Raw genomic sequence first — 20,376 nt, 5'->3', positions numbered from 1 at the left:
TAACTCGATCCCACTTATCCGGCGCGAACCGGCTCTACCAGGTAATTGCCGATGGCCAGCACGTCCAGTCCGGCGGTGACGAAGGTGTCCAGGCCCTCGGCCGGCGTGCACACGATCGGCTGGCCCTTCACGTTGAACGAGGTGTTCAGCAGGATCGGCGTTCCGGTTTCCCGCCGGAAGGCGTCGATCACCGTCCAGAACCGTTCGTTGCGGTCCCGCGACACCGTCTGCACCCGGGCCGATCCGTCGACATGGGTGACCGCCGGCAATCCCTCGCGGAATTCCGGCCGCACCGAGGTGATGAACAACATCCAGGCGTAGGTGTCGACCTCGGTGTCCTTGATGTCGAAATACGTGGTCGCGTACTCGTCGAGGACCGCGGGGGCGAAGGGCCGGAACCCCTCCCGCTTCTTCACCTTCGCGTTGATGATGTCGCGCATCCGCGGATGGCGCGGGTCACCGAGAATGCTGCGATTGCCCAGGGCGCGCGGTCCGTACTCCAGGCGCCCCTGGAACAGCGCCCCGATCTGCCCGGCGGCCAACCGGCGGCCGAGTTCGGCGGCCAGCGCCGCGAAGTCGTCGAATCGTGTTGCGGTGCAGTCGGTGCGGCCCGTCAGCGCCGCCGCGATCTCGTCGTCGGAGTATTCCGGGCCGTTCAGCGGGGTCTCGATGCCCGCGATGGGGGCCGCCTGGTCACGCTGATGGTGGACGTACAACGCGGCACCCAGCGCGGTGCCGTCGTCGCCGGCCGCGGACTGGATGAACATGCGCTTGAACTGGCGGCTGCGCAGAATCACGCCGTTCGCCGTGCAGTTGAGCGCGACCCCGCCGGCCATGCACAGATTCTTCGCGCCGGTCTGTTTGCGGAAGTGCCGCAGCGTATGCAGCAGCGTCGCCTCGAGCGCCGCCTGCAGGGCGGCCGCGATATCGCGGTGGTGGTCGGTCAGTTCGTCCTCGGGGCCGCGGGCCGGCCCGAAGATCTCCTCGACGGCTTTCAGTGTGCCGCGGTAGGTTTCCCGGTCCAGATCGGTTTCGTTGCGGTACAGGATGGGAATCGTGAAAGTACCGTCCGGCCGCAGATGAATGAGATCCATCATCGCCGCGAAGTGTTTGCGGTGGTCACCGTAGGGCGCCAGCCCCATGATCTTGTATTCGTCGAGGCCGAACGCGAAGCCCAGATAGTAGGTGAAGACGCCGTAGAGAATTCCCAGGGAATTCAGCTCCGAGACCGTCGCGATCGGTTCGATGCCCGCATCCGTTCCGAGCGCGACGGTCGCGCTGTGCTGCTCCCCCATGCCGTCGGCCACCAGGATCAGCGCCGAATCGAATCCGCTCGGATAGAACGTGCTGGCCGCGTGGGCCAGGTGATGCGGCACCTGCACCAGCCGGTCGTCCCAGTCACCGCCGAAGGTCTCCGCGAGTTTGTCCAGCACCACCTGCCGGGCGAAGACCTCGCGGAAGCGCGCGCGCCCGAGCTCACTGTGATCGAATTCGGCTCGCAACGGCTCGTAGGAGAAGCCGTGCGCGAGGACGTCGAGCGAATCGACCGAGATCCCGGCCCGCTCGCAGCCGAAACGGATGGCGTGTTCGGGAAAGGCGCCCGTCGCCTTCTCGCCGGTGAACCGCTCCTCCGCGACCGCGCTGACCAGCTCGCCCTCGTGCAGCAGCGCCGCCGCGGAATCGAAGCCCTGGGTGATGCGATAATCACGCCATTCCAGTCCCGGAAACCGGGCCTGCTTGAACGGCACACTGTTGTGCAGACCGCTGATCCCCATGATCGACTTCGGTTGCGCGGCTGGTGTTCTCACCATGGCGGAGGCTCACAATCTTCGTGCCCGCGGACGTTTGCGGGCGAAATACTGGCTGGTCGCATACAGTTCGACGGCGATGTCGGTATCCGGGACGACGCGCTGCAGGAAGGCGCGATGGGCATCGATGGCCGCCGGGTCGGCGCCGGCGTGTTCCAGGTAGGCGGGCACACACTGTTCGAAACCCAAGGCGTGCAACATCTTCGCCTCCGGCATCGCCGACACCGGCTGGAAGCGATCGCGGCGCGCGATGATGAAGCCGGCCTCGATGAGCAGCTGCGGAGTGCGGTCGTAGATGTCGTGCGCGGCGCCGCGCGCCCGGCCGAGGGCGAACCACCACTCCCGCCACAGATCCGCGGCCGGATCGTCGGCGGGGACGAATCGCAGTGCCCCGACGTCGGACATCTCGAGCAGCAGCGCACCGTCGTCGGCGAGCATGCGCTCCATCGCGGTGAGCGCGGCGGCGGCGTCGGTCACATGCATCAGCAGGAAGCGGCTGTACACCCAGTCGACCGATCCGGGTTCCAGCGGTGCGTCCTCGATGCGCGCGTGCACGTAGCGCACCTGCGGCAGATCGCCGACCAGCCGGCGGGCGATCTCGAGCTGTTCGGCGGAGGCGTCGACGGCGTAGACGATGCCGTCCGGCCCGACCCGCTCGGCCAGCCAGGCCGTCATCGCGCCGTGCCCGCAGCCGATATCGGCCACCGTCGCACCGGCACACAGCCCGACCGACTCGAGGAAGGCCCGGGAACTCGGGTTGTAATGCTGATCCAGCAGGGCCAGGCGCGCCGCATCGCGATCGCCGACGGCCATGCTGTAGGTCATCGCTGCAGCCATATCGGATTCGTCTCTCTACGAACGCGCGGCCGGTTCGTGCTCGAGCGTGGAGGCCCATTGCAGGCTGTGCGCTCGCTCCGGATCGGGCAGCAGATAGGCCCCGTCCTGGCGCGGCCGGCGGCCCGGTGTCACCAGACCGACCGGCGGCCCGGCGCCGAAATCCAGCCAGGAGGCGGGGATCCGGGACAGATTGCTGACCAGGAAGCCCGACTGCGGCGGATATCCCCACACCCGGTCGAGTCCCGCGACGCCGTGCACCTGCAAAAACGCCTCGAGTTCGGCGATCGCGTCGTCGATGCGTTCGGGCGCGGTGGCGACCGCGTCCCGCACCCAGCCGGCGATCTCCGGAACCGAGGCGTTGCGCACCCGCTCGGTGTCGACATCGACCAGCACCTGCACGAAGGCGTTACCGAAATACGTGGGGCCCAGCTCGCGGACGAAGCGACGGATGTCGACCGGGCAGGCCAGGGTCACCCGGTCGGTGTCCTTGGTCGCCGCGTAGTCGCGAAACAGGCCCGCCGCCACCAGATCCGCGGTAGACAGGCCCGAAACCTCGGCCTGCGCCTCGCATTCGGTGAGGTCGAGCCGTCCGGTGTGGACGTCGAGTTCGGGCAGCTCCAGATCCGGCTCGACGATGACGAAACCGGCCCGGCGCAACGCATCCGGATCGACGCTGTCGCGTTCACGGGCCTGCGGCCGCGTCAGCACCTGGCGGTCGCAGCGCGGCGACAGGAAGCGAGCACCGCGTGCCCGAGCCGCCCATGCGGCCAGGAAGAAGAACATGCCGTAGCCGTCGGCCAAGCCGTGCGACATCGACAGCCCGACGGCCGTGCGGTCGCCGCGGGTCACCACCCGGCCGCGTGCGAGCACATGGCCCACCCCGATCTCGACCGGGTCGAGGCATTCACTCAGCGGCACGGTGGATTCGGCGACCGTGGCCCGGATCGCGGGGCGCGGATCGTCGACGTCGAGCGCCAGGGTGCGCTCGTCGAGTTGCACCAGTGCCGCGTCCGCGCCGACGAATTCGCGGGCGGTCTCGACATATGCCTCGACGATCCGATCGGCGTCGAGCACCTCGCCGAACTCCACCACGAACTGCAGCGGACCGGCCATATTCGCCGTCCACATGTGGTCGACGGTCGACAGCGGTACCGGCGCCATCGTCAACTCCTCTCCAGGGCGTCGAATTCGCCCTGCAGCAACTGGTTCCACATCACCCGCCGCCGCGGCTTACCGCTGGTGGTACGCGCGATGAGTCCCCGGTCGCCGATGAACAACCGCAGCGACGTCTCCGCTCCGAGCTGCCCGGCCAGGACCTGCCGCAGTCGCACAGCCTCCACCGGCTTGTCCTCGACCAGCACGGCGACGCGTGCGGCGCCGAAGGCGTTGCCTGCCAGCGCGACCACACGATTGGCGGGCACGCCGAACGCCTCCACCACGGCCGCCTCGATGTCCTCGGCATAGACCGTGCGACCGCGCACCTTCACCGCGTCGCCGACCCGGCCGATCGGATACAGCTGCCCACCCACCAGCAGGCCCGCGTCACCGGTCGCCAGCGCGCCGTCCTCGGCACGCGACAGGTCGCGAGTGCCCTCCGCGGTCTGGTACTCCCGAGCGACGCTCGGACCACCGACGATCAATTCGCCCGGCGCTCCGGCATATTCGTCGGTCGACGCGGTCCGCACCGTCACCCCGTCCAGCGGTGCGCCGCAGCCGACCAGCCAGCGCCGGCCGTCCTCGAGCGGCGCGGACATCAGGTCGAACGGACCGTCCACGGCGCCGGTGTCGGGGGTCACCGCGGCGGCCTGCACCGGCTCCGAGGGACGCAGACCGGAGACCGCGAGCGTGCCCTCGGCGAGCCCGTAGGCGGGACACGGTGTGCGCGAATCGAATCCGTATGGCGCCAGCCGCTCGGCGAAGCCGCGCAGAATCGCCGGATCGATCCGTTCGGCGCCCACGATCATCACCCGCCAGGGATCGAAATCCATTCCGGCCAAGGCTTCGTCGGTCATCTTTCGCAGCAGATACGCCAGCGCGAAGTTCGGTGTCGCCGTGATCGTCGCACCGTCGCGGCCGAAACAGGACAGCCACGACAGCGGATCGCGAATGAAATCGATCGGCGTCATGGCCTGAATGTCCAGATTCAGAATGGTCGGCGTGATGATGCAGCCGATCAGCCCCATATCGTGATACGGCGGCAGCCAGGTGGCGATCCGGTCCGTCGGCCGAAACTCCAGCCACCGGTCGATCGCGGCGCAATTGGCCTCCAGATTCGCCACCGATACCCGTACCGCTTTGGGCGAACCGCTACTGCCGGAGGTGAATTGGAGCAACCCGATCCGGTCGGGCTCGCAACCCGGCAGTTCCGTCACGGCGGGAGTCTCATTCGACGTCCCGACAATCGTGACCCCGCCCAGGGATTCGAGCACCGGATGAACCACCGCGGTGAGTTCCTCGGCCACGATGATCGCCGACGGTGCGGCCGCGGCCAGCAATGCCGACAGTTGCTGCCGATACGCCGACTCGTTCTGCAGCGGTAGCGGCGGCGCCAGCGGATTCGGTGTCGCTCCCGCGGCCAGCACGCCGAAGAAATTGGTCATGAATCGTTCCGGAGCCGATTCCACGATGGAAACCACCGCACCCGGACGCACCCCGGCGTCGATACAGGCCGCGGCCACCCGCCGCACCCGCTCACTCAGCCGCGGGTAGCCGACGCGCCGCCATTGGCCCTCGTCGGCGATGGTCCAGCCCCGGTCCTCGCCGTCGTAGGCCAGCCAGTCGAGCAGCCCCGTCACGGCTGTTTCGCCCGCAGCGCGTCGCACACCATCTGCTCGATATCGCCGACGGTCACCACATTCGTCGCACCGGAGTCACCGCCGGCGTCGATTCCGAATCGCACCTGCAGGCCGAGCGCGAGTTCGATAAGGGCCAGCGAGTCATAACCCAGCTGTTCGGCCAGCACATCATCGGAGGTCAATTCCGCCGAGGGCTGGGGGGCGTGCCGACGGACCAGTTCCCGTACCTGGTCGCGCACTTCATTTTCGTCCACGAAATGCTCCCGAATTGTTTGTGTTCACCGCACGAGGTACGTGATCGGATGTGGTTCGCCGTGTATATCGGAATATTCTCCGGCGGCTGCCGCGCACGATTCGCGCCAGTTTTCCGCGAGTTCCGAAATAATGTCGCGCGGTATTCCGATCGACGTCATTCTCCGGCCGAGAGAACTCTCCGCGAATTCCCATTGTTCGTGAAGTATCTCGGCGCGTTTCTGCAATACCGGAACCAATCGCGGAAACGGATCCCGGGTTTCCGGATCGACCAGAGTCCGGGCCGCCGCCGGAAGATGTCTGCGAATCATCTCCACAATATGTTCGCGATATCCGCCGCGGACTCCGTTGCGCAACGCGAGCACCCCGAAGGAAATATGCCGCGATTCGTCACGGGCGACATTCGTGATGCCGGTCCGCAGGATGTCGAAGCGCGGCAGCGCCCGCACGGTGCCCAGCACGGTGTGCAGACCGGTCATCGCCACCGCACCCTCGACCAGCAGGTGGTAGACCACCACCCCCTCGTACCAGGCGGCGGTGTCGGCCGGATCCGCCCGCACCCGCTCGACCGCGTCCACGAGCGCCTTCTCGAACAGGTCACCCACCCGATCGACGCCGCTGACCTGCGACAACTCCTCGTTGCCCAGGGTGTCGGAGAGAAAGGCCAGGTAACGCCGGAAGAAGACGGTGTGGCGCGCCTCGTCGGCCAGCTGCGTCGCCAGATACATCTTGTAGTCGACCTCGGGCGCGGCGTAGGCCAGCGGCGCCAAGGTCTCGGTCACGGTCGTCTCGCCGATCAGGAAGCGGGCGAGGGTGGCCAGCAGCGGCAACCGCGCGAAGGCCGGCAGCTGGGCCCAGCCCTCGGCATCACGCTCGTATTCCAGGCTCTGCGCCTGCCATTGCTGCATTTCCCAGCGACGATAGAGATCGAGCGCGGTGACCCGTTCGGCAAGATCGATCTCGATCTCGTCGATGACCGTTGAATTGTTCATCGCGATTTCTCGATCTGTTACGACGGCAGGCCGGTGAAAATCGATAGCAGAGTGCTTTCATACACGTCGATCAACCCTTCCAACCGCCCAGCTACCCCACGCGCAGCGTCCTCACCTGCTGCGGCGTGTCAATACCCGTGACCACGCATCCGTACCGGAAGGATTAAATCCTTCGATCTTGTGGACAGCGATTCTGCACGATGCCCGAGCTTACTCCCGAAATAGCCCGCGAGCCACTCGTAACGGGCAGATCACAACGGCAAGAGGTTATCTATGAATTTGCCGCCTTCTCGGCACTCCCGGTGAGTGGACACGGGCGTTTCACATTCCGGCTGACAGCTCACCACACCCCACCCCTCATGTGGGATGCGGGAAGTTAGCCACAGATGCCGATTCACCCGCTCCCAGCGATGGAAAATCGCCCCAGCACGCCGAAACGGCCGCCGCTCGCAGCCCCTGGCTACGATGCGGCGGCCGTCGGCGACGCGCTGTCGGATCCTATTCGCCTGCGGCGCGGCGGATTTCGCCACCCGCGGCCCGGTTCCGGGTGGCCCGGGCAGCGGCGGCGTCGAAGTGCTCCAGATGGTCGAACAATGGGTCCTCGTCGTCGACGTCGAGCACCACCGCGCGACGGCGCAGGGCACGAGCGGCGTCGCGGTCCATGCCCGGGCGCCGCTCGGCCCGGACCTGGTCCTGCGCAACCGGTTCGGCGTGGCCGGCCGGGCGCTGCCGCGCCCCGGGCAGCCGCGCGGCGCGACGACGGCGGATGTCCTCCTCGAAGCGCACCTGCCGCCGCAGATACGCCAGATAGGCCCCGAACGCCACCACCGACAGCGCACAACCCCACCACAGAGTCGCGTTCACGACGATCGCGAAGGCGCCGAAAAGCAGTGTGCTCAGGACCAATCCGAGTGCGGTGCGCTGCCGGAAGCGATACCGGGCCGCGCGCGCGATCGCGTCGGCCTCCGGATCGAACCCGCCACGACCACGCCGGGACGGGACGAAATCGCGTGCGGCCGACTCGGGTTCGTCGTCGACGCGGTCGTCGAGGTCGTCGGCGTCTTCGGAGTCGTCGAGATCGGCGTCGGGATCCACATCGCCGCGCCGGGCCGGAACCGCCGCGCTCGGTGCGGGTGGGATGCGGGCCATGCTCGTCTGCGGGCGATCCTCGGTCTCGGCGGCGGCCGGAACGTCGTCGGCCTCCTCACGATCGTCGGCATCGCCCGGATCGTCGGTGCGGACGTCTCCGACGAGGTCACCGTCACCCTCGCCTTCGGCTGTGCCGCCGGCGTCGTCGCGTTCGTCGCCGTCCGGCTCGGCATCGGCGGCGTCGATGGGTGTGTGCTCTTCGGCCGCGTCGGCGCGACCGGGCGGATCACCGGCACTGCGGCGGGCCCGCGTCACCTCCGATTCGGCGCGCTCGGGTGCGTTCCGGTCGTCCTCGATGACGGGCTCATCGGCCGATGTCGTCATCCGGTCCTCCGCATCATCGCCGTGGGAAAGCCTTTTCTGCCGAGGGGCCGGCACCCAGTCCGGATCGGTCTCATGTCCGGTGGCCGGCCCTTTCTTCGCACGTCGTCTGGTACCGCCTCGATGCAGCACCCGGGTTGCCAGGGCCACGTCCGTGGTGCGGCGGATCCGCGGATGCCGATCCGCGAGCATCGGGAACAGCACGAAGACCCAGAGCACGACCAGCGCGATCCACAAGATCGAATTCGGCATCGCGCTCCCACCTCCGTCCCCGCCTGACCACTGTCCCTTCTCGACCACTGGGCAGGTTCTCGCCACCTGTTCCGTCCTGGCACCGGACGCACCACCGACGTCCGTAGGTTAATGCGGCGTCACAGGAATATCCCGCAGGCGCGCCGCCCACACCCGTCCCATCCGTCACAAGCCGGTCAGCACTCCGCCCGGGCGCGTCGACACGGGACACGCCGTGTGACCGGGCCACTCACGGCGGCGTGGCACGACCGGAGCGAATGAGGCGATCGACGACCGTGCCGGATACCTCCTCGGCGGTCATCGCGACCAGCAGATGGTCCCGCCACGCGCCGTCGACGTCCAGATAGCGTCGCAATGTGCCCTCTTCGCGGAAGCCCACATTGCGCAGGACCGCCTGACTGGGCAGATTCTCCGGGCGCACCGTCGCCTCCACCCGGTGCAGGCCCACCGGCCCGAAACAGTGATCCAGGCCCATCGCCAGCGCGGCGGTGGCCACCCCTTGCCCGCCGACATCCTTGGCGACCCAGTAGCCGATCCACGCCGAACGCAACGCCCCGCGCACGATGTTGCCGATGGTCAGCTGACCGCCGAAGGATCCGTCGACCTCGATCACCAACGGCACCATCGCACCCCGCCGCGCCTCGGCCTTCAGACTCGACCACAGCGAGGGCCAGTTGGAGGCGTGATTGCGCGCCTCCCAGCTACCCCGGCCGGTCGGCTCCCACGGCTCCAGATGTTCGCGGTCGCGCAGCCGGATACGCGACCAGGCGGCCGCGTCCCGCAGCCGGATCGGGCGCAGGGTCACCCGCCCGCCCGCGACGCGAACCGGACCGAGATGTGCGGGCCAGCCGGGATGCTGGGCGGCCCGGAATACGTTCATGTCCACAGATCACCCGCGCTGCGCGAGAAATGCGACCTGGACCTCGTCACCGGTGCGAATATCGGTGACCTCCGGGTCGATGACGATCAGGCTGTTGGCCTCGGCCAGGGTCGAGAGCAGATGCGACGAGCCGTTGACTCCCAGCGGCTGAACCAGGTACTCGCCGGTCTGCTCGTCGCGCATCAACTGGGCGCGCAGGTAGCCGCGGCGGCCCTCCATCGAGGTGATCGGCATGATCGTGCGGGCCCGCACCACGCGGCGCATCGGATGCCGGCGACCCAGCGCGATCCGAATCAGCGGCCGCACCATGATCTCGAAAACCACCAGCGCGCCAACGGGATTCGACGGTAGCAGGAACGTCGGCACCTCGTCGCGGCCGAGCCGGCCGAAACCCTGCACGGAACCCGGATGCATGGCGACCCGATCGATGGTCAGCTCGCCCAGCCCCTCCAGGGCCTCGCGGATCTGATCGGAGGCCCAGCCGCCGACCGCACCCGCGATCACGACGACCTCCGAACGCACCAGCTGTCCCTCGACGACATCGCGCAGGCGCTTGGGATCGGCGCTGACGATGCCGACCCGATTCACATCGGCGCCGGCGTCACGGGCGGCGGCGGCCAGGGCGTAGGAGTTCACGTCGTAGACCTGTCCCGGACCGGGCGTGCGGTCGATGTCGACCAGCTCGCCACCGATCGAGATGACCGACAGCCGCGGCCGCGGATGCACCAGCACCTTGTCCCGGCCGACCGCCGCCAGCAGGCCGACCTGCGCCGCGCCGATGATGGTGCCCGCCCGGACCGCTATATCGCCGGGCTGCACATCGTCACCGATGCGCCGCACGTAATCGCCGGACCGGACCGGCTCGTAGATCTTGATCCGGGCTCGGCCGCCGTCGGTGAAATCCAGCGGCAGCACCGCATCCGCCAGCGTGGGCAGCGGAGCGCCGGTGTCGATTCGCACCGATTGCCGCGGCTGCAACCGGATCGGCTGGCGCGAACCGGCGGCGACCTCACCGACCACCGGCAGCGTCAGATCGATCGGATCACCGTCCTCGGTGCGGATGTCGGCGCCGGCGCCCTGCACATCCACGCTGCGCACGGCATACCCGTCGATGGCGGCCTGATCGAATCCGGGCAGCGGACGCTCGGTGACCACATCCTCGGCACACAGCAGACCCTGAGCCTCGGAAATCGCGACCCGGACCGGCCGCGGGGCCACGGCCGCCGCGGTCACCTTGATCTGCTGGTCCTCAACCGAGCGCATGCCGCCCTTCCCCTTTACTCCGACTGATCACCCGGTCCCGCGGTGACGGGACCCGGCCGACCCCGTCGTCACGACGAGATCAGCTGCGGGTTCCAATCCGGAGCAAGCCGACGCTGCAACCACTCGCGCAAGGCGGGGCCGTATTCGTCTCGCTCCAAAGCGAAATCGACCGCAGCACGAAGATAACCGCCAGGGTTGCCGAGGTCGTGGCGCGACCCACGGTGGACGACGACATGAACCGGATGTCCCTCCGCGATCAGCAGCGATACGGCGTCGGTGAGCTGGAGTTCACCGCCCGCACCCGGCTCGATGCGGCGCAGGGCGTCGAAGATGGCGCGATCGAGCAGATACCGGCCCGCGGCGGTGAAGGTCGACGGCGCCTCCTCGAGCGCCGGCTTCTCCACCATGCCGACCACGCGCAGCACGTCGGGGTTCGTGCTGTCGGTCACCGGCTCCACGTCGAACACGCCGTAGGCGCTGACCTCCTGCTTCGGGACGTCGATCGCGCAGAGCACCGTGCCGCCGCGTTTGCGCCGGACGCGGCTCATCACGTCGAGGACCCCGCACGGCAGCACCAGGTCGTCGGGCAGCAGCACCGCGATGGCGTCCTCGTCGGGATCGAGCGCCTGCTCGGCCTGGGCGACGGCGTGGCCCAGCCCCAGCGGCTCGTCCTGTACGACCGAGGTCACATCGAGCAGGCCGGGAGCCTTGCGCACCTTCTCCAGCAGCTGGAACTTCCCGCGTTCGGCGAGCGTGCTCTCCAGCACCAGATCCTCGACGAAGTGGGCGACGACCCCGTCCTTCCCGGGCGAGGTCACGATGACCAGCCGCTGGGCGCCCGAGCCGGCGGCCTCGGCGGCCACCAATTCGATACCGGGTGTGTCCACCACCGGCAGCAGCTCTTTCGGCACGGTCTTGGTCGCGGGCAGGAACCGTGTCCCGAGTCCGGCCGCGGGGACCACCGCGGTGCGGAAGCAGGAACTCACGGCCTGCGTCGCGTCCGATCCGGCGTCAGCTGTCATAAGTGCACACCCTATCCATCGCTCTTGTCGTCGGACCGGCTCGACACCGGCCCGGCATCTGGGAAGCCTAGGCGGCCACGGCGGCGCCGTCGCACCGAAACGGTGCGGCAGCAACCCTCACCAGCGAGTTCGCGGTACCGCGTCGGGTCAGCGATTCCCCACCGAGGGCACCTGGAAACACGGGAGCGGGCAAACTCACCGTTCGCCCACCTAGGGTGAGCCCTGTGGAGATCGCCGGTCAGCGGGACAAGGGGCGGTGGCGAGCGGAATTGCTGGCCGCCCGGGCGGCGGTGCCGCCGGAGACCAGGGCCGCGGAGGCCGAGGCGCTGAGCCGGGCCGTGTCGCGGGTGCTGGACATCGACCGGCCGCGTACCGATGGGCCGCACAGCGACGATCGCCGCCCGGCGGGAGGATCCGGCTCGGAGGCTGCGGGCTCGCGGTGGGTGGCGGGGTATATCCCGGTCGCGGGTGAGCCCGGTTCGGTCGCGATGCTCGACGCACTGCGGGTCGCGGGGGTTCGAGTGATGGTCCCCGTGACGGGACCGCCCGGTCCGCTGGGGTGGGCGGAATACACGGGCATCGAGGGGCTGCGGCGCGCCCGCTACGGACTGCTCGAGCCCGAAGGGCCGCCGTTGGGCGTAGCGGCGATCGAATGGCCCGAGGTGATCGTGATCCCGGCGCTCGCGGTCGATCGGCGCGGTGTGCGGCTGGGGCGAGGCGCCGGGTACTACGACCGGACGCTGCCTGCGGCGCGATCGGACGCACGTCTGGTGGCGGTCGTTCGAGACACGGAACTGCTGGATGTGCTGCCGGAGGAACCCCACGATCGCCGGATGGGGTGGGCATTGCTGCCGGAGGCCGGACTGTGCAGGCTCGATGCCGGCGATCGCGAGATCGGCGGTCGATATTCCAGCGTATGAAGCGGGCACCGGGCGCTCGGACTCGGTGGCGCCGGTGCGACCTCACGCGCACCATGGGAATCAATACCGGATTGGCACTGTTGGCACTGTCGGCTGTAGAGTGCTAAAAGACGAAAACCGTGGAGGTTCGCAGGTGCCTACTTACTCGTATCAGTGCACGCAGTGTGGCGACAAGTTCGACATCGTGCAGTCGTTCTCCGATGACGCCCTGACCACCTGCGAGAAGTGCAACGGCAAGCTGCGCAAGCTGTTCAACTCGGTCGGCATCGTCTTCAAGGGCAGCGGCTTCTACCGCACCGACAGCCGCAACGGCTCGTCGTCGGCCAGCGAGCCCGCCGCGAAGTCGAGCGAATCCAAGTCGAGCGATTCGGCCGGCTCCAGCAGTTCGACCAGCTCGTCGAGCAGCTCGGGTTCGTCGTCGAGCTCCTCGGCGACCAGCACCGCCGTCGCCTGACCCACCCCGCACCGGGCGGCCACGTACCGCCCGGCCGGTTGTTGTCCTCCGCCCGTGCCGGCCTCAGTTGTCCACAGCCTTTCCGTTATCCACAGAAAAGTTCTGACCTGCTCTTTTCCGGGATGACCGACCTGCCGCGCGCCCTACGGTGGCCGGTATGGCAACCCTTCGATTCGATCGGCTACGCGCCGTCGATACCGATCTCGGCAATGCGCGGGGCACCGAATTCCTGTCTCGGATACGGCCGCCCTGGCTCGACCTGACCCTGATCCGCCGGCTGTCGGCGGTCGGACTGGCCGCCGCGGCAGCCGTCGTCGCCCTGCGGGGCGACCCCGCCGGGCATCGCACACCGGTGGTGGTCGCGGCACGGGACGTGCAACCCGGACAGGTGCTGTCCCCCCCTGATCTGCGGTATGCGGACCTGCCGCCGGACGCGGTACCGGACGGCGCCGTCACCGATCCCGCGACCCTGCTCGGCGCGACGTCGACCGGCGCTGTGCACGCCGGGGAAATACTCACCGATCTCCGGATCGTCGGCCCGCGCCTGGCAGCCGCGGCGACCGGCACGCCGAATGCCCGGATCGTGCCGATGCGCCTGGCGGACAACGCCATTGCCGAGATTCTGCGCCCCGGCGACCGAGTGGACGTGGTCGCCGCGGAAGACACCGGGGAGCACAGCGATCCGGATGCGATGGCGCCACGGGAGCGTTCACCGTCCGCGCACACGCTCGCCACCGATGCCGCGGTCGTCCTGATTTCCGGTGCCGCCGACACCGGCGCCCGAACCCGCGCGTCCCCCGAACGAATCGTGTTGCTGGCACTCGATCCGGGGCATGCGACCACCGTCGCGGCCGCATCGTTGCACACCGCCCTGACCGTGGTGTTTCACTGATGTTCGCTGTGTTCGCCGAGCATTTGCCGCAACTGTCCGTTAGCATCCCGAGTACCTCATTCGATAGCGGGAAGCAATCGCATCGGATGCCACGACCAGACCGAACGGCGCGGCGCGGACACGCCGGATGAGACAGGAGCCGCAATGCTGAAAGGTTTCAGGGATTTCCTGCTCCGCGGGAACGTGATCGATCTGGCGGTCGCGGTCGTCATCGGTACCGCGTTCACCGCGGTCGTCACCGCCATCGTGACGGGAATCGTCAATCCCCTCGTGGATTTGTTCGGTGGCGCGAACGAACACGGCTGGGGCTTCTATCTGGATTCCAGTAAGCCGTCCACATTCATCGCACTCGGTCCGATCGTCACCGCCGTGGTCAATTTCATTCTCATCGCGGCGATCCTGTACTTCATTCTGGTGCTGCCGGCGGGCCGGCTGATGAAGCGCTACGGCACCGAGAAGGAAGCCGTGATGACCGAGGTCGAACTGCTCACCGAGATCCGCGATCTGCTCTCGGAGGGCAGCAAGAGCGCCGGCGGCCGGCACGAGTTCGCCGACGTCGATTCCCTACGCCGACAGGGAGATACGCAGCGGAGCCGGTGACGGCACCGGCCCTGCCGCGTATCCGGAAAAGCTCAGCCCAGGCTGAACGGCTTACCCCACAGCGTCACCCAGGAAATGACGTTGTCGGTCTCGACCTCGATGCTGACGAATGCGCGTGCCTGCGCGTAACCGCCACATCCGGTCAGGCCGATGGTCTCGTCGGACCAAGCCACCGAACCGCTGTCACCCTGGAACTTGTTGCGGGTCTTGTGCACATCCTGTCCGAAGTCGTCCTTCTCGATGTCGAGGACGTAGAACGACTTCGCCTGGCCCGGACCGAGAGTCAGGTTGCCGCCGATATTTCCGCCGGCATCCGGCTTGGCATTCTCGCCGTCGCTCCAGTCCATGCTCGCGCTGGGACCGCCGTCGACGCCGCCGCCGGAGATGTCGACCTGGCAGCCCACGGTGTATCCGGGGTAGATGCTGCCGCCCACGGCAGTGGTGTCGCCGGACAGTTCGACATGGGCGTTGCCGGAGACCCAGGCATTGCGGTGCACCGGCGTCGCGCCCAGCGACGGATCGATGTTCGCGGATTCGCCATCGAGCCAGACATGCACCACGGTGCCGTCGGAGAGCGTCTTGGACAGGTCCCCGCCGGGCAGCGCGACGAAGGTGGCGGCGTTGGCTGCGCCGGTGGAGAACAGGCAGAGCGCGGCGGCCGCCACGGCACCGATGCCCGCGATACGCGCACCCCATCGCCGACCGTTCGCACGGTTCGTATTCATATGTCCCCTCATCAGGTTCTCGAGGTCGGCCTCGAACGCCACCGGGCGGTACGACCGCACCTACCCGAAGGCTTCGAGAACCGCAGGTGAAGCCGCCTGAACGGGACAATAAACGGCCCATCTCACCGCTGCCAACATCCGGCGGTGAAACGGCTCATGATCTGGGACACAGTCGATTACCGCACGTATCGGCGTCAACGTCACGAGTTATCCGTGATGAGGGGGCACCTGCGCGCGCAGCCAGTCGTCCGAGGAGCGGGGTAGCTCACCGTCGGGGGCGCGTTCGTCGCTGCTGGTGCGCGGCAGCGTCTCGCCGAAGACCCGCGCCAAGCGCGCGGCCTCCGCGGCCGACCGGGCGCGGCCCTTCGCCGGGCGATCCGCGGAGTGCGAATCGCCCGGACGCTGCGCCCCCGCCGGCTTATCGGTCATACCGTGATTATTCCGCCAAGCCGGACAGCTCGTCGACGACCCGGCTCACCAGCGGGCCGAGCGTCGCCATACCGTCGCGCACGGCATCGCGGGTGCCCGGCAGATTGACCACCAGGGTGCTGCCCGAGACCCCGGCCAGACCACGCGAGAGACCGGCGTCGAGCGAACCGGCCGCGAGTCCGGAGGCGCGCAGCGCCTCGCTGATGCCGGGCAATTCGCGATCGAGCACCTCGAGGGTCGCCTCCGGGGTGACATCGCGCGGCGACATACCGGTGCCGCCCACCGAGATCACCAGGTCGACCCCGCCGATCACGGCGGTGTTGAGGGCGTTGCGAATCTCGATCTCGTCGCCGGCCACCGACACCGTGGCGTCGACGAGGAAGCCGAATTCGGTGAGCAGTTCGGTCACCAGCGGCCCCAGCGAGTCCACCCCGCCATGCGCGGTTCGATCGTCCACGACCACAACAAGTGCCCGGCCCGCCACGGGAGCATCGATTTCCATGTTGCTCACCGTAGCGTCCGTGGGCGACAACCACTCCGGTCCCCCGGGCTCGTCGGCGTCGGGTGTCGGGAGCACTGTCAAAGGACGCGGTTCACGGATCATCGGCCACCCTCCGCCGGTGCGGCGCCGAGGGTCACCTCGACGGTTTTCGGATTCTGTCCTTGTGGATCGGTGTAGGTGACCTTCACCTTGTCACCCGGTTGGTGCGACCGCACGGCGGCGATCAGCGAATTGCCCGAGTCGATGATCTGATCGTCGACCCGGGTGACGATCGCACCCGACGGAATGCCCGCCTTGGCGGCCGGACCGTCCGGTGTCACGTCCAGGACCCGGGCGCCGTTGACGTCGTCCTGCGCGCGCACCGAGATCCCGATCTGAGCATAGGTGGCGTGGCCGGACTTGGTGAGCTCATCGGCGACGCGACGGGCCTGATCCACCGGAATCGCGAAGCCCAGGCCGATCGAACCGCTCTGCGAACCGGGCATCTCCGAGGCGCCGAGGGTGGCGATCGCGGTGTTGATGCCGATCAGCTTGCCGTTCGTATCGACCAGCGCGCCACCGGAATTGCCGGGGTTGATCGCGGCATCGGTCTGGATCGCGGAAATGACCGTGCCCTGTGAGCCGGCCTCACCACTGGTCGACACCGGGCGGCTGAGCGCCGACACGATGCCGGTGGTGACGGTTCCGGCCAGGCCCAGCGGCGAGCCGACCGCCACTACGGGCTGGCCGACCATCAGGTTGCGTGAGGTGCCGAGTTCGATCGGCGTCAGGTTGGTCTTGCCGGCCGCTTTGATGACGGCCAGATCCGACACCGGGTCGACGCCGACGACCGAGGCGTTGGCGGTGGTGCCGTCCTGGAAGGCGACCTCCATCTTGGCGTTGGGGCCGGCACCGCTGGCCACGTGGTTGTTGGTCAGGATCAGCCCGTCCGACGACAGCACCACGCCCGAGCCCTCACCCTCCGCGCGAGCGCCCGCGACGCGGATCATCACGACGCTGGGCAGGACCTTCTGCGCGACCGCGGGCACGGATCCGGGCGGTGCGCTCGCCGAGGCGGGATCGACCGGCGCGGGCGCGTTGAGAGCGTTGTCGACCGGGGCGTTGTTGTCGTCCGAGCGTGTGGCGAGGGTGCCGACCGCACCGCCGATACCGCCCGCGACGAGCGCCAGCACGACGGCGCCGGCGAGCAGGCCCGCGCGGCCGCGGCGACGCGGAGTCCCGGCGTAGGCGCCGGTGGGATCGGCGCCCGGACCCGCGGGATACGGGTCACCGGCGCGCTGCTCGCCGGCGGCGTAGGGCGTGCCGGAGGCGTGCGAGCCGGGCTGCTGATAGCCCTGGCCCGAGGTGTGGCCCGAGGCGTACGGGTTGTACGGCGGCATCGGCGCGGTGTGACCGGCCGCGGGATCGGCGGCGAACCCCGGATGCTGCCCCGGTCCGCACCCCTGCCCCGGTCGGTCGGGCCCGCCCTGCTGACTCGTGAACTGCTCGGTCCGATGCTCGCCGGACGCGTGCTCACCGGGCGGTACCTGCGGGCCCCCACTCGGCCCGGCCGGTCCCGATCCTTGCGATTGCGCACCCGGGTCGGCCCCACCGGCCTGCGACGACGGCCCTGCCCACTGCGACGGTTGCCCCCACCCGCGCGAGGCGTTCCCGGCCTCCCCCTCCTGCGAGGCGGTCCCGGAACCTGCCGACGGCGGAGTCGGCTCGGGCCCTCCCGACTGGGGAGTCGAACCGGTCGGCTCGTCGCGCCTGTCCCTCGAATCCCTGTCCCTCGAATCCTCGGTCATATTTCTCGTTTCTCCTCGAGTCTGTCGCCCAGCCTGGTGACAGCGACTGAGAGCGGACTGAGACCGTGCTTTCAGTTCTCCGTGACTCCGTGCCGTATCCGGTGTCGTATCCGGGTTTCCGCGGAAGCGGGACGCCGCACGGGTCCCAGTTTATGGGGCGCCCTTGCGCGCGCCCGGTGATTCGGGTTCGCCGGTGATCACGCCCGGCGCTCTCCGGCGACCGGCGGTTCGCCGGGAAGGACGATGCGCACCAGCGTGCCGCCGCGCTCGGAGGTGTCCACGGTGATCGTGCCGCCGTGTTTGGACACCACCTGTTTCACGATCGCCAGACCCAGCCCGGAGCCGGGCATCGATCGCGACACCGTGGTGCGGTAGAAGCGTTCGAAGACCAGTTCCCGTTCCTCCGGCGGAATGCCCGGCCCGGCATCGTCGATGGCGATTTCCATGAGCCCGGGCCCGGTTTCGCGCATGGTGAGGATGACCTGCGCCTCCGGCGGACTCCACTTCGCGGCGTTGTCGAGCACGTTGAGGATGGCCCGCTCCAGTCCGGCGTCGTGACCGTAGACGAACCACGGCCGCAGCTGCGCCGAGAATTCGACGTCCACGCGCCGCCGCCGCACCCGTTCCAGTGCGCGCTCGGCGACCTCGCCGAGATCGACCCGCTCGTAGACGGTTTCGGGCGCGTCCTCGCGCGCCAGGTCCACCAGATCTCCCACCAGCGTGGACAGCTCCTCGATCTGGGCGATCACATCGGCACGCAACCCGGCCATGTCCTCCTCGGGAATCGGCGGCGCGTCCGGGCGCGAGGAGGCGATGAGCAGTTCCATATTGGTGCGCAGCGAGGTCAGCGGGGTGCGCAGTTCGTGTCCGGCGTCGGCGACCAGTCGCCGCTGCCGATCGCGGGATTCGGCCAGCGCCCGCAGCATCAGATTGAAGCTTTCGGTGAGCCGCGCCAGTTCGTCGTCACCGGTGACCGGGATCGGCGCCAGATCGTCGGTGCGCGCGACGCGTTCGGTGGCCGCGGTCAATCGCGCGATGGGCCGCAGCCCCGTGCGCCCGACCGTCGCACCGGCGGCTCCGGCGACCAGCACGCCGCACCCGCCGATCGTGAACAGCAGCCACGCTAGCCGGTCGAGCACTTCACGGGTGGGTTCCAGCGACCGCGAGATGACCAGCGTGGCACCGGATTTCGTGCGCCGGGCGAGCACGCGCTGATTGTTCGCGGTCCGCAGCGAGACATCGGCCTTACCGTGCGCCACCGCCATCTCGGCCGGGCCGATCGGCGGATCCATCGGCTGCGGCGGGGCATAGGGCACATCGACGTCGGGATAGATCAGCGCGATGCCGATATCGTTGGAGTACAGGCTGCTGAACATGATGATCGCCTGAAATCCCTGCAGGTCGATGTTGTTCTTGACCATCACCTCCGAGCGGCTGCGCAACTGACTGTCCACATCGGCGTACAGGGCGCGGGCGACCAGTGCGTAGGCGGCGATCGAGGTCACCGCGACGGCGATGGCCACCACCGAGGCGGCCAGCAGCGTCACCCGCCAGCGCAGCGACACCGATCGGGTCAGCGGCATCGGCGGGCGCATTTCGTGCGGATCGGGACGCGGCCCCAGCCGGGCCACGCGATCGGGACGGCCACCGTGCCCTGGATGAGCTCTTGCCACGACGACCCGGCCTACGGAGGGGTCTCGCGCAGCACGTAACCCACCCCGCGCACGGTGTGGATCAAACGTGGCTCCCCCTCGGCCTCGGTTTTGCGGCGCAGATAGCCGATATAGACCTCGAGCGCATTACCGGAGGTGGGAAAGTCGTAGCCCCAGACCTCTTCGAGAATGCGGCTGCGCGTCAACACCCGGCGCGGATTCGCCATCAGCATTTCCAGCAGCGAGAATTCGGTGCGGGTCAGGCTGATGGCGCGCTCGCCACGCGATACCTCGCGCGTCACCGGATCCAGGGACAGATCCGCGAAACGCATCGTCTCCGAGGAATCGGTGGCCGGGTCGGCGGTGGTGCGGCGCAACAGCGCGCGCAAACGCGCCAGCAATTCCTCGAGCGCGAACGGTTTGGGCAGATAGTCGTCGGCGCCGGCGTCGAGGCCGGCCACCCGCTCCGACACCGAATCCCGGGCGGTGAGTACGAGAATCGGCAGATCATCACCGGTGCTGCGCAGGCGGCGGCATACCTCCAGGCCGTCCAGCCGCGGCATCATCACATCGAGTACCAATGCATCGGGCCGGGACGCGCTGACCTTCTCCAAGGCGTCGACGCCGTCGACCGCCAGCTCGACGGAATATCCATTGAAGGTGAGCGACCGGCGCAGCGACTCGCGCACCGCGCGATCATCGTCGACTACCAGAATGCGCATGGCCTCCAGTTTGACCGGATCGACTGAGAGCCGACTGAGAACCGACCATTCGACACGCCGCACATCCACAACAGGTGACCTGCGGAATCATCGAAAATACTTCCGAGAAGTATGTGTCGCAC

General features: G+C 68.4%; 20 protein-coding genes. 4 read left to right on the top strand and 16 right to left on the bottom strand.

What is annotated here, in order from left to right; translation table 11 throughout:
- Positions 1–14 precede the first annotated feature (14 nt).
- The 10 genes from IRT45_RS05290 to IRT45_RS05245 all read right to left on the bottom strand — a co-directional run bounded on the left by IRT45_RS05290 (position 15) and on the right by IRT45_RS05245 (position 11,571).
- Positions 15–1,811: a carbamoyltransferase C-terminal domain-containing protein gene (locus tag IRT45_RS05290; protein ID WP_194804760.1), complete on the bottom strand. Its 1,797-nt coding sequence runs from the start codon at positions 1,809–1,811 to the stop codon at positions 15–17.
- A 9-nt stretch (positions 1,812–1,820) separates the two neighbouring features.
- Positions 1,821–2,645, bottom strand: a complete 825-nt coding sequence (locus IRT45_RS05285; RefSeq protein ID WP_194804759.1) for a class I SAM-dependent methyltransferase — start codon at positions 2,643–2,645, stop codon at positions 1,821–1,823.
- 15 nt (positions 2,646–2,660) lie between these two features.
- Positions 2,661–3,806 (bottom strand): acyltransferase, encoded by a 1,146-nt coding sequence (locus IRT45_RS05280; protein WP_194804757.1) that lies wholly within the window; start codon positions 3,804–3,806, stop codon positions 2,661–2,663.
- A 2-nt stretch (positions 3,807–3,808) separates the two neighbouring features.
- Positions 3,809–5,467: an AMP-binding protein gene (locus IRT45_RS05275; RefSeq protein ID WP_194804754.1), complete on the bottom strand. Its 1,659-nt coding sequence runs from the start codon at positions 5,465–5,467 to the stop codon at positions 3,809–3,811.
- On the bottom strand, positions 5,437–5,694 hold the full coding sequence (locus tag IRT45_RS05270; RefSeq protein WP_194804752.1) for an acyl carrier protein: 258 nt from the start codon (positions 5,692–5,694) through the stop codon (positions 5,437–5,439). The genes IRT45_RS05275 and IRT45_RS05270 overlap by 31 nt, the downstream gene beginning before the upstream one ends.
- 24 nt (positions 5,695–5,718) lie before the next feature.
- A complete protein-coding gene (locus tag IRT45_RS05265; RefSeq protein ID WP_194804751.1) occupies positions 5,719–6,684 on the bottom strand; it encodes a hypothetical protein in 966 nt (321 codons plus the stop codon).
- Positions 6,685–7,182: 498 nt separating this feature from the next.
- Positions 7,183–8,406 carry a gephyrin-like molybdotransferase receptor GlpR gene (gene glpR / locus IRT45_RS05260; protein ID WP_194804749.1) on the bottom strand — a complete coding sequence of 408 codons (1,224 nt, stop codon included), beginning with the start codon at positions 8,404–8,406 and terminating at the stop codon, positions 7,183–7,185.
- 229 nt (positions 8,407–8,635) lie between these two features.
- Positions 8,636–9,286: a GNAT family N-acetyltransferase gene (locus tag IRT45_RS05255; RefSeq protein ID WP_194804747.1), complete on the bottom strand. Its 651-nt coding sequence runs from the start codon at positions 9,284–9,286 to the stop codon at positions 8,636–8,638.
- Between the two features lie 9 nt (positions 9,287–9,295).
- Positions 9,296–10,549 (bottom strand): gephyrin-like molybdotransferase Glp, encoded by a 1,254-nt coding sequence (gene glp, locus IRT45_RS05250; protein WP_036505452.1) that lies wholly within the window; start codon positions 10,547–10,549, stop codon positions 9,296–9,298.
- A gap of 68 nt (positions 10,550–10,617) precedes the next feature.
- Positions 10,618–11,571 (bottom strand): UTP--glucose-1-phosphate uridylyltransferase, encoded by a 954-nt coding sequence (locus IRT45_RS05245; RefSeq protein WP_194804745.1) that lies wholly within the window; start codon positions 11,569–11,571, stop codon positions 10,618–10,620.
- 224 nt (positions 11,572–11,795) lie between these two features.
- Here IRT45_RS05245 and IRT45_RS05240 point away from each other — a divergent pair, with 224 nt between their 5' ends.
- The 4 genes from IRT45_RS05240 (at position 11,796) to mscL (ending at position 14,437) form a co-directional block, all read left to right on the top strand.
- Positions 11,796–12,491, top strand: a complete 696-nt coding sequence (locus IRT45_RS05240) for a 5-formyltetrahydrofolate cyclo-ligase (protein ID WP_194804743.1) — start codon at positions 11,796–11,798, stop codon at positions 12,489–12,491.
- Positions 12,492–12,624: 133 nt separating this feature from the next.
- Positions 12,625–12,945 (top strand): FmdB family zinc ribbon protein, encoded by a 321-nt coding sequence (locus IRT45_RS05235; protein ID WP_194804741.1) that lies wholly within the window; start codon positions 12,625–12,627, stop codon positions 12,943–12,945.
- Positions 12,946–13,102: 157 nt separating this feature from the next.
- Positions 13,103–13,837, top strand: coding sequence for a Flp pilus assembly protein CpaB (gene cpaB, locus IRT45_RS05230; RefSeq protein WP_194804739.1), 735 nt, complete (start codon positions 13,103–13,105; stop codon positions 13,835–13,837).
- 144 nt (positions 13,838–13,981) lie between these two features.
- A complete protein-coding gene (mscL, locus tag IRT45_RS05225) occupies positions 13,982–14,437 on the top strand; it encodes a large conductance mechanosensitive channel protein MscL (RefSeq protein ID WP_194804737.1) in 456 nt (151 codons plus the stop codon).
- A 32-nt stretch (positions 14,438–14,469) separates the two neighbouring features.
- On the opposite strand, the gene IRT45_RS05220 is transcribed toward mscL, so the two are convergent.
- The 6 genes from IRT45_RS05220 to IRT45_RS05195 all read right to left on the bottom strand — a co-directional run bounded on the left by IRT45_RS05220 (position 14,470) and on the right by IRT45_RS05195 (position 20,254).
- On the bottom strand, positions 14,470–15,162 hold the full coding sequence (locus IRT45_RS05220) for an MspA family porin (RefSeq protein WP_194804736.1): 693 nt from the start codon (positions 15,160–15,162) through the stop codon (positions 14,470–14,472).
- A 207-nt stretch (positions 15,163–15,369) separates the two neighbouring features.
- Entirely contained in the window at positions 15,370–15,591 is a 222-nt protein-coding gene (locus IRT45_RS05215) for a hypothetical protein (protein ID WP_194804734.1), read from the bottom strand.
- Between the two features lie 7 nt (positions 15,592–15,598).
- Positions 15,599–16,093: a molybdenum cofactor biosynthesis protein B gene (locus IRT45_RS05210; protein WP_081879443.1), complete on the bottom strand. Its 495-nt coding sequence runs from the start codon at positions 16,091–16,093 to the stop codon at positions 15,599–15,601.
- A 98-nt stretch (positions 16,094–16,191) separates the two neighbouring features.
- Positions 16,192–17,472 carry a S1C family serine protease gene (locus IRT45_RS05205; RefSeq protein ID WP_228533683.1) on the bottom strand — a complete coding sequence of 427 codons (1,281 nt, stop codon included), beginning with the start codon at positions 17,470–17,472 and terminating at the stop codon, positions 16,192–16,194.
- A gap of 605 nt (positions 17,473–18,077) precedes the next feature.
- Entirely contained in the window at positions 18,078–19,475 is a 1,398-nt protein-coding gene (locus IRT45_RS05200; protein ID WP_194804928.1) for a HAMP domain-containing sensor histidine kinase, read from the bottom strand.
- An 89-nt stretch (positions 19,476–19,564) separates the two neighbouring features.
- A complete protein-coding gene (locus IRT45_RS05195) occupies positions 19,565–20,254 on the bottom strand; it encodes a response regulator transcription factor (RefSeq protein WP_039780838.1) in 690 nt (229 codons plus the stop codon).
- Positions 20,255–20,376: the final 122 nt, after the last annotated feature.

The sequence above is a fragment of the Nocardia sp. BSTN01 genome (genome assembly GCF_015354405.1).
Classification (GTDB): domain Bacteria; phylum Actinomycetota; class Actinomycetes; order Mycobacteriales; family Mycobacteriaceae; genus Nocardia.
The sequence above is the reverse complement of the archived record's forward strand: the minus strand, read 5'-3'. Positions and strand labels throughout refer to the sequence as shown.

Coding starts and splice junctions, on each gene's coding strand:
- IRT45_RS05215 (WP_194804734.1), bottom strand. CDS start 15,591: ATGACCGATAAGCCGGCGGGGGCGCAGCGTCCGGGCGATTCGCACTCC.
- IRT45_RS05195 (WP_039780838.1), bottom strand. CDS start 20,254: ATGCGCATTCTGGTAGTCGACGATGATCGCGCGGTGCGCGAGTCGCTG.
- IRT45_RS05290 (WP_194804760.1), bottom strand. CDS start 1,811: ATGGTGAGAACACCAGCCGCGCAACCGAAGTCGATCATGGGGATCAGC.
- cpaB (WP_194804739.1), top strand. CDS start 13,103: ATGGCAACCCTTCGATTCGATCGGCTACGCGCCGTCGATACCGATCTC.
- IRT45_RS05265 (WP_194804751.1), bottom strand. CDS start 6,684: ATGAACAATTCAACGGTCATCGACGAGATCGAGATCGATCTTGCCGAA.
- mscL (WP_194804737.1), top strand. CDS start 13,982: ATGCTGAAAGGTTTCAGGGATTTCCTGCTCCGCGGGAACGTGATCGAT.
- glpR (WP_194804749.1), bottom strand. CDS start 8,406: ATGCCGAATTCGATCTTGTGGATCGCGCTGGTCGTGCTCTGGGTCTTC.
- IRT45_RS05200 (WP_194804928.1), bottom strand. CDS start 19,475: ATGCGCCCGCCGATGCCGCTGACCCGATCGGTGTCGCTGCGCTGGCGG.
- glp (WP_036505452.1), bottom strand. CDS start 10,549: ATGCGCTCGGTTGAGGACCAGCAGATCAAGGTGACCGCGGCGGCCGTG.
- IRT45_RS05245 (WP_194804745.1), bottom strand. CDS start 11,571: ATGACAGCTGACGCCGGATCGGACGCGACGCAGGCCGTGAGTTCCTGC.
- IRT45_RS05255 (WP_194804747.1), bottom strand. CDS start 9,286: ATGAACGTATTCCGGGCCGCCCAGCATCCCGGCTGGCCCGCACATCTC.
- IRT45_RS05280 (WP_194804757.1), bottom strand. CDS start 3,806: ATGGCGCCGGTACCGCTGTCGACCGTCGACCACATGTGGACGGCGAAT.
- IRT45_RS05205 (WP_228533683.1), bottom strand. CDS start 17,472: ATGCCGCCGTACAACCCGTACGCCTCGGGCCACACCTCGGGCCAGGGC.
- IRT45_RS05210 (WP_081879443.1), bottom strand. CDS start 16,093: ATGGAAATCGATGCTCCCGTGGCGGGCCGGGCACTTGTTGTGGTCGTG.
- IRT45_RS05285 (WP_194804759.1), bottom strand. CDS start 2,645: ATGGCTGCAGCGATGACCTACAGCATGGCCGTCGGCGATCGCGATGCG.
- IRT45_RS05220 (WP_194804736.1), bottom strand. CDS start 15,162: ATGAATACGAACCGTGCGAACGGTCGGCGATGGGGTGCGCGTATCGCG.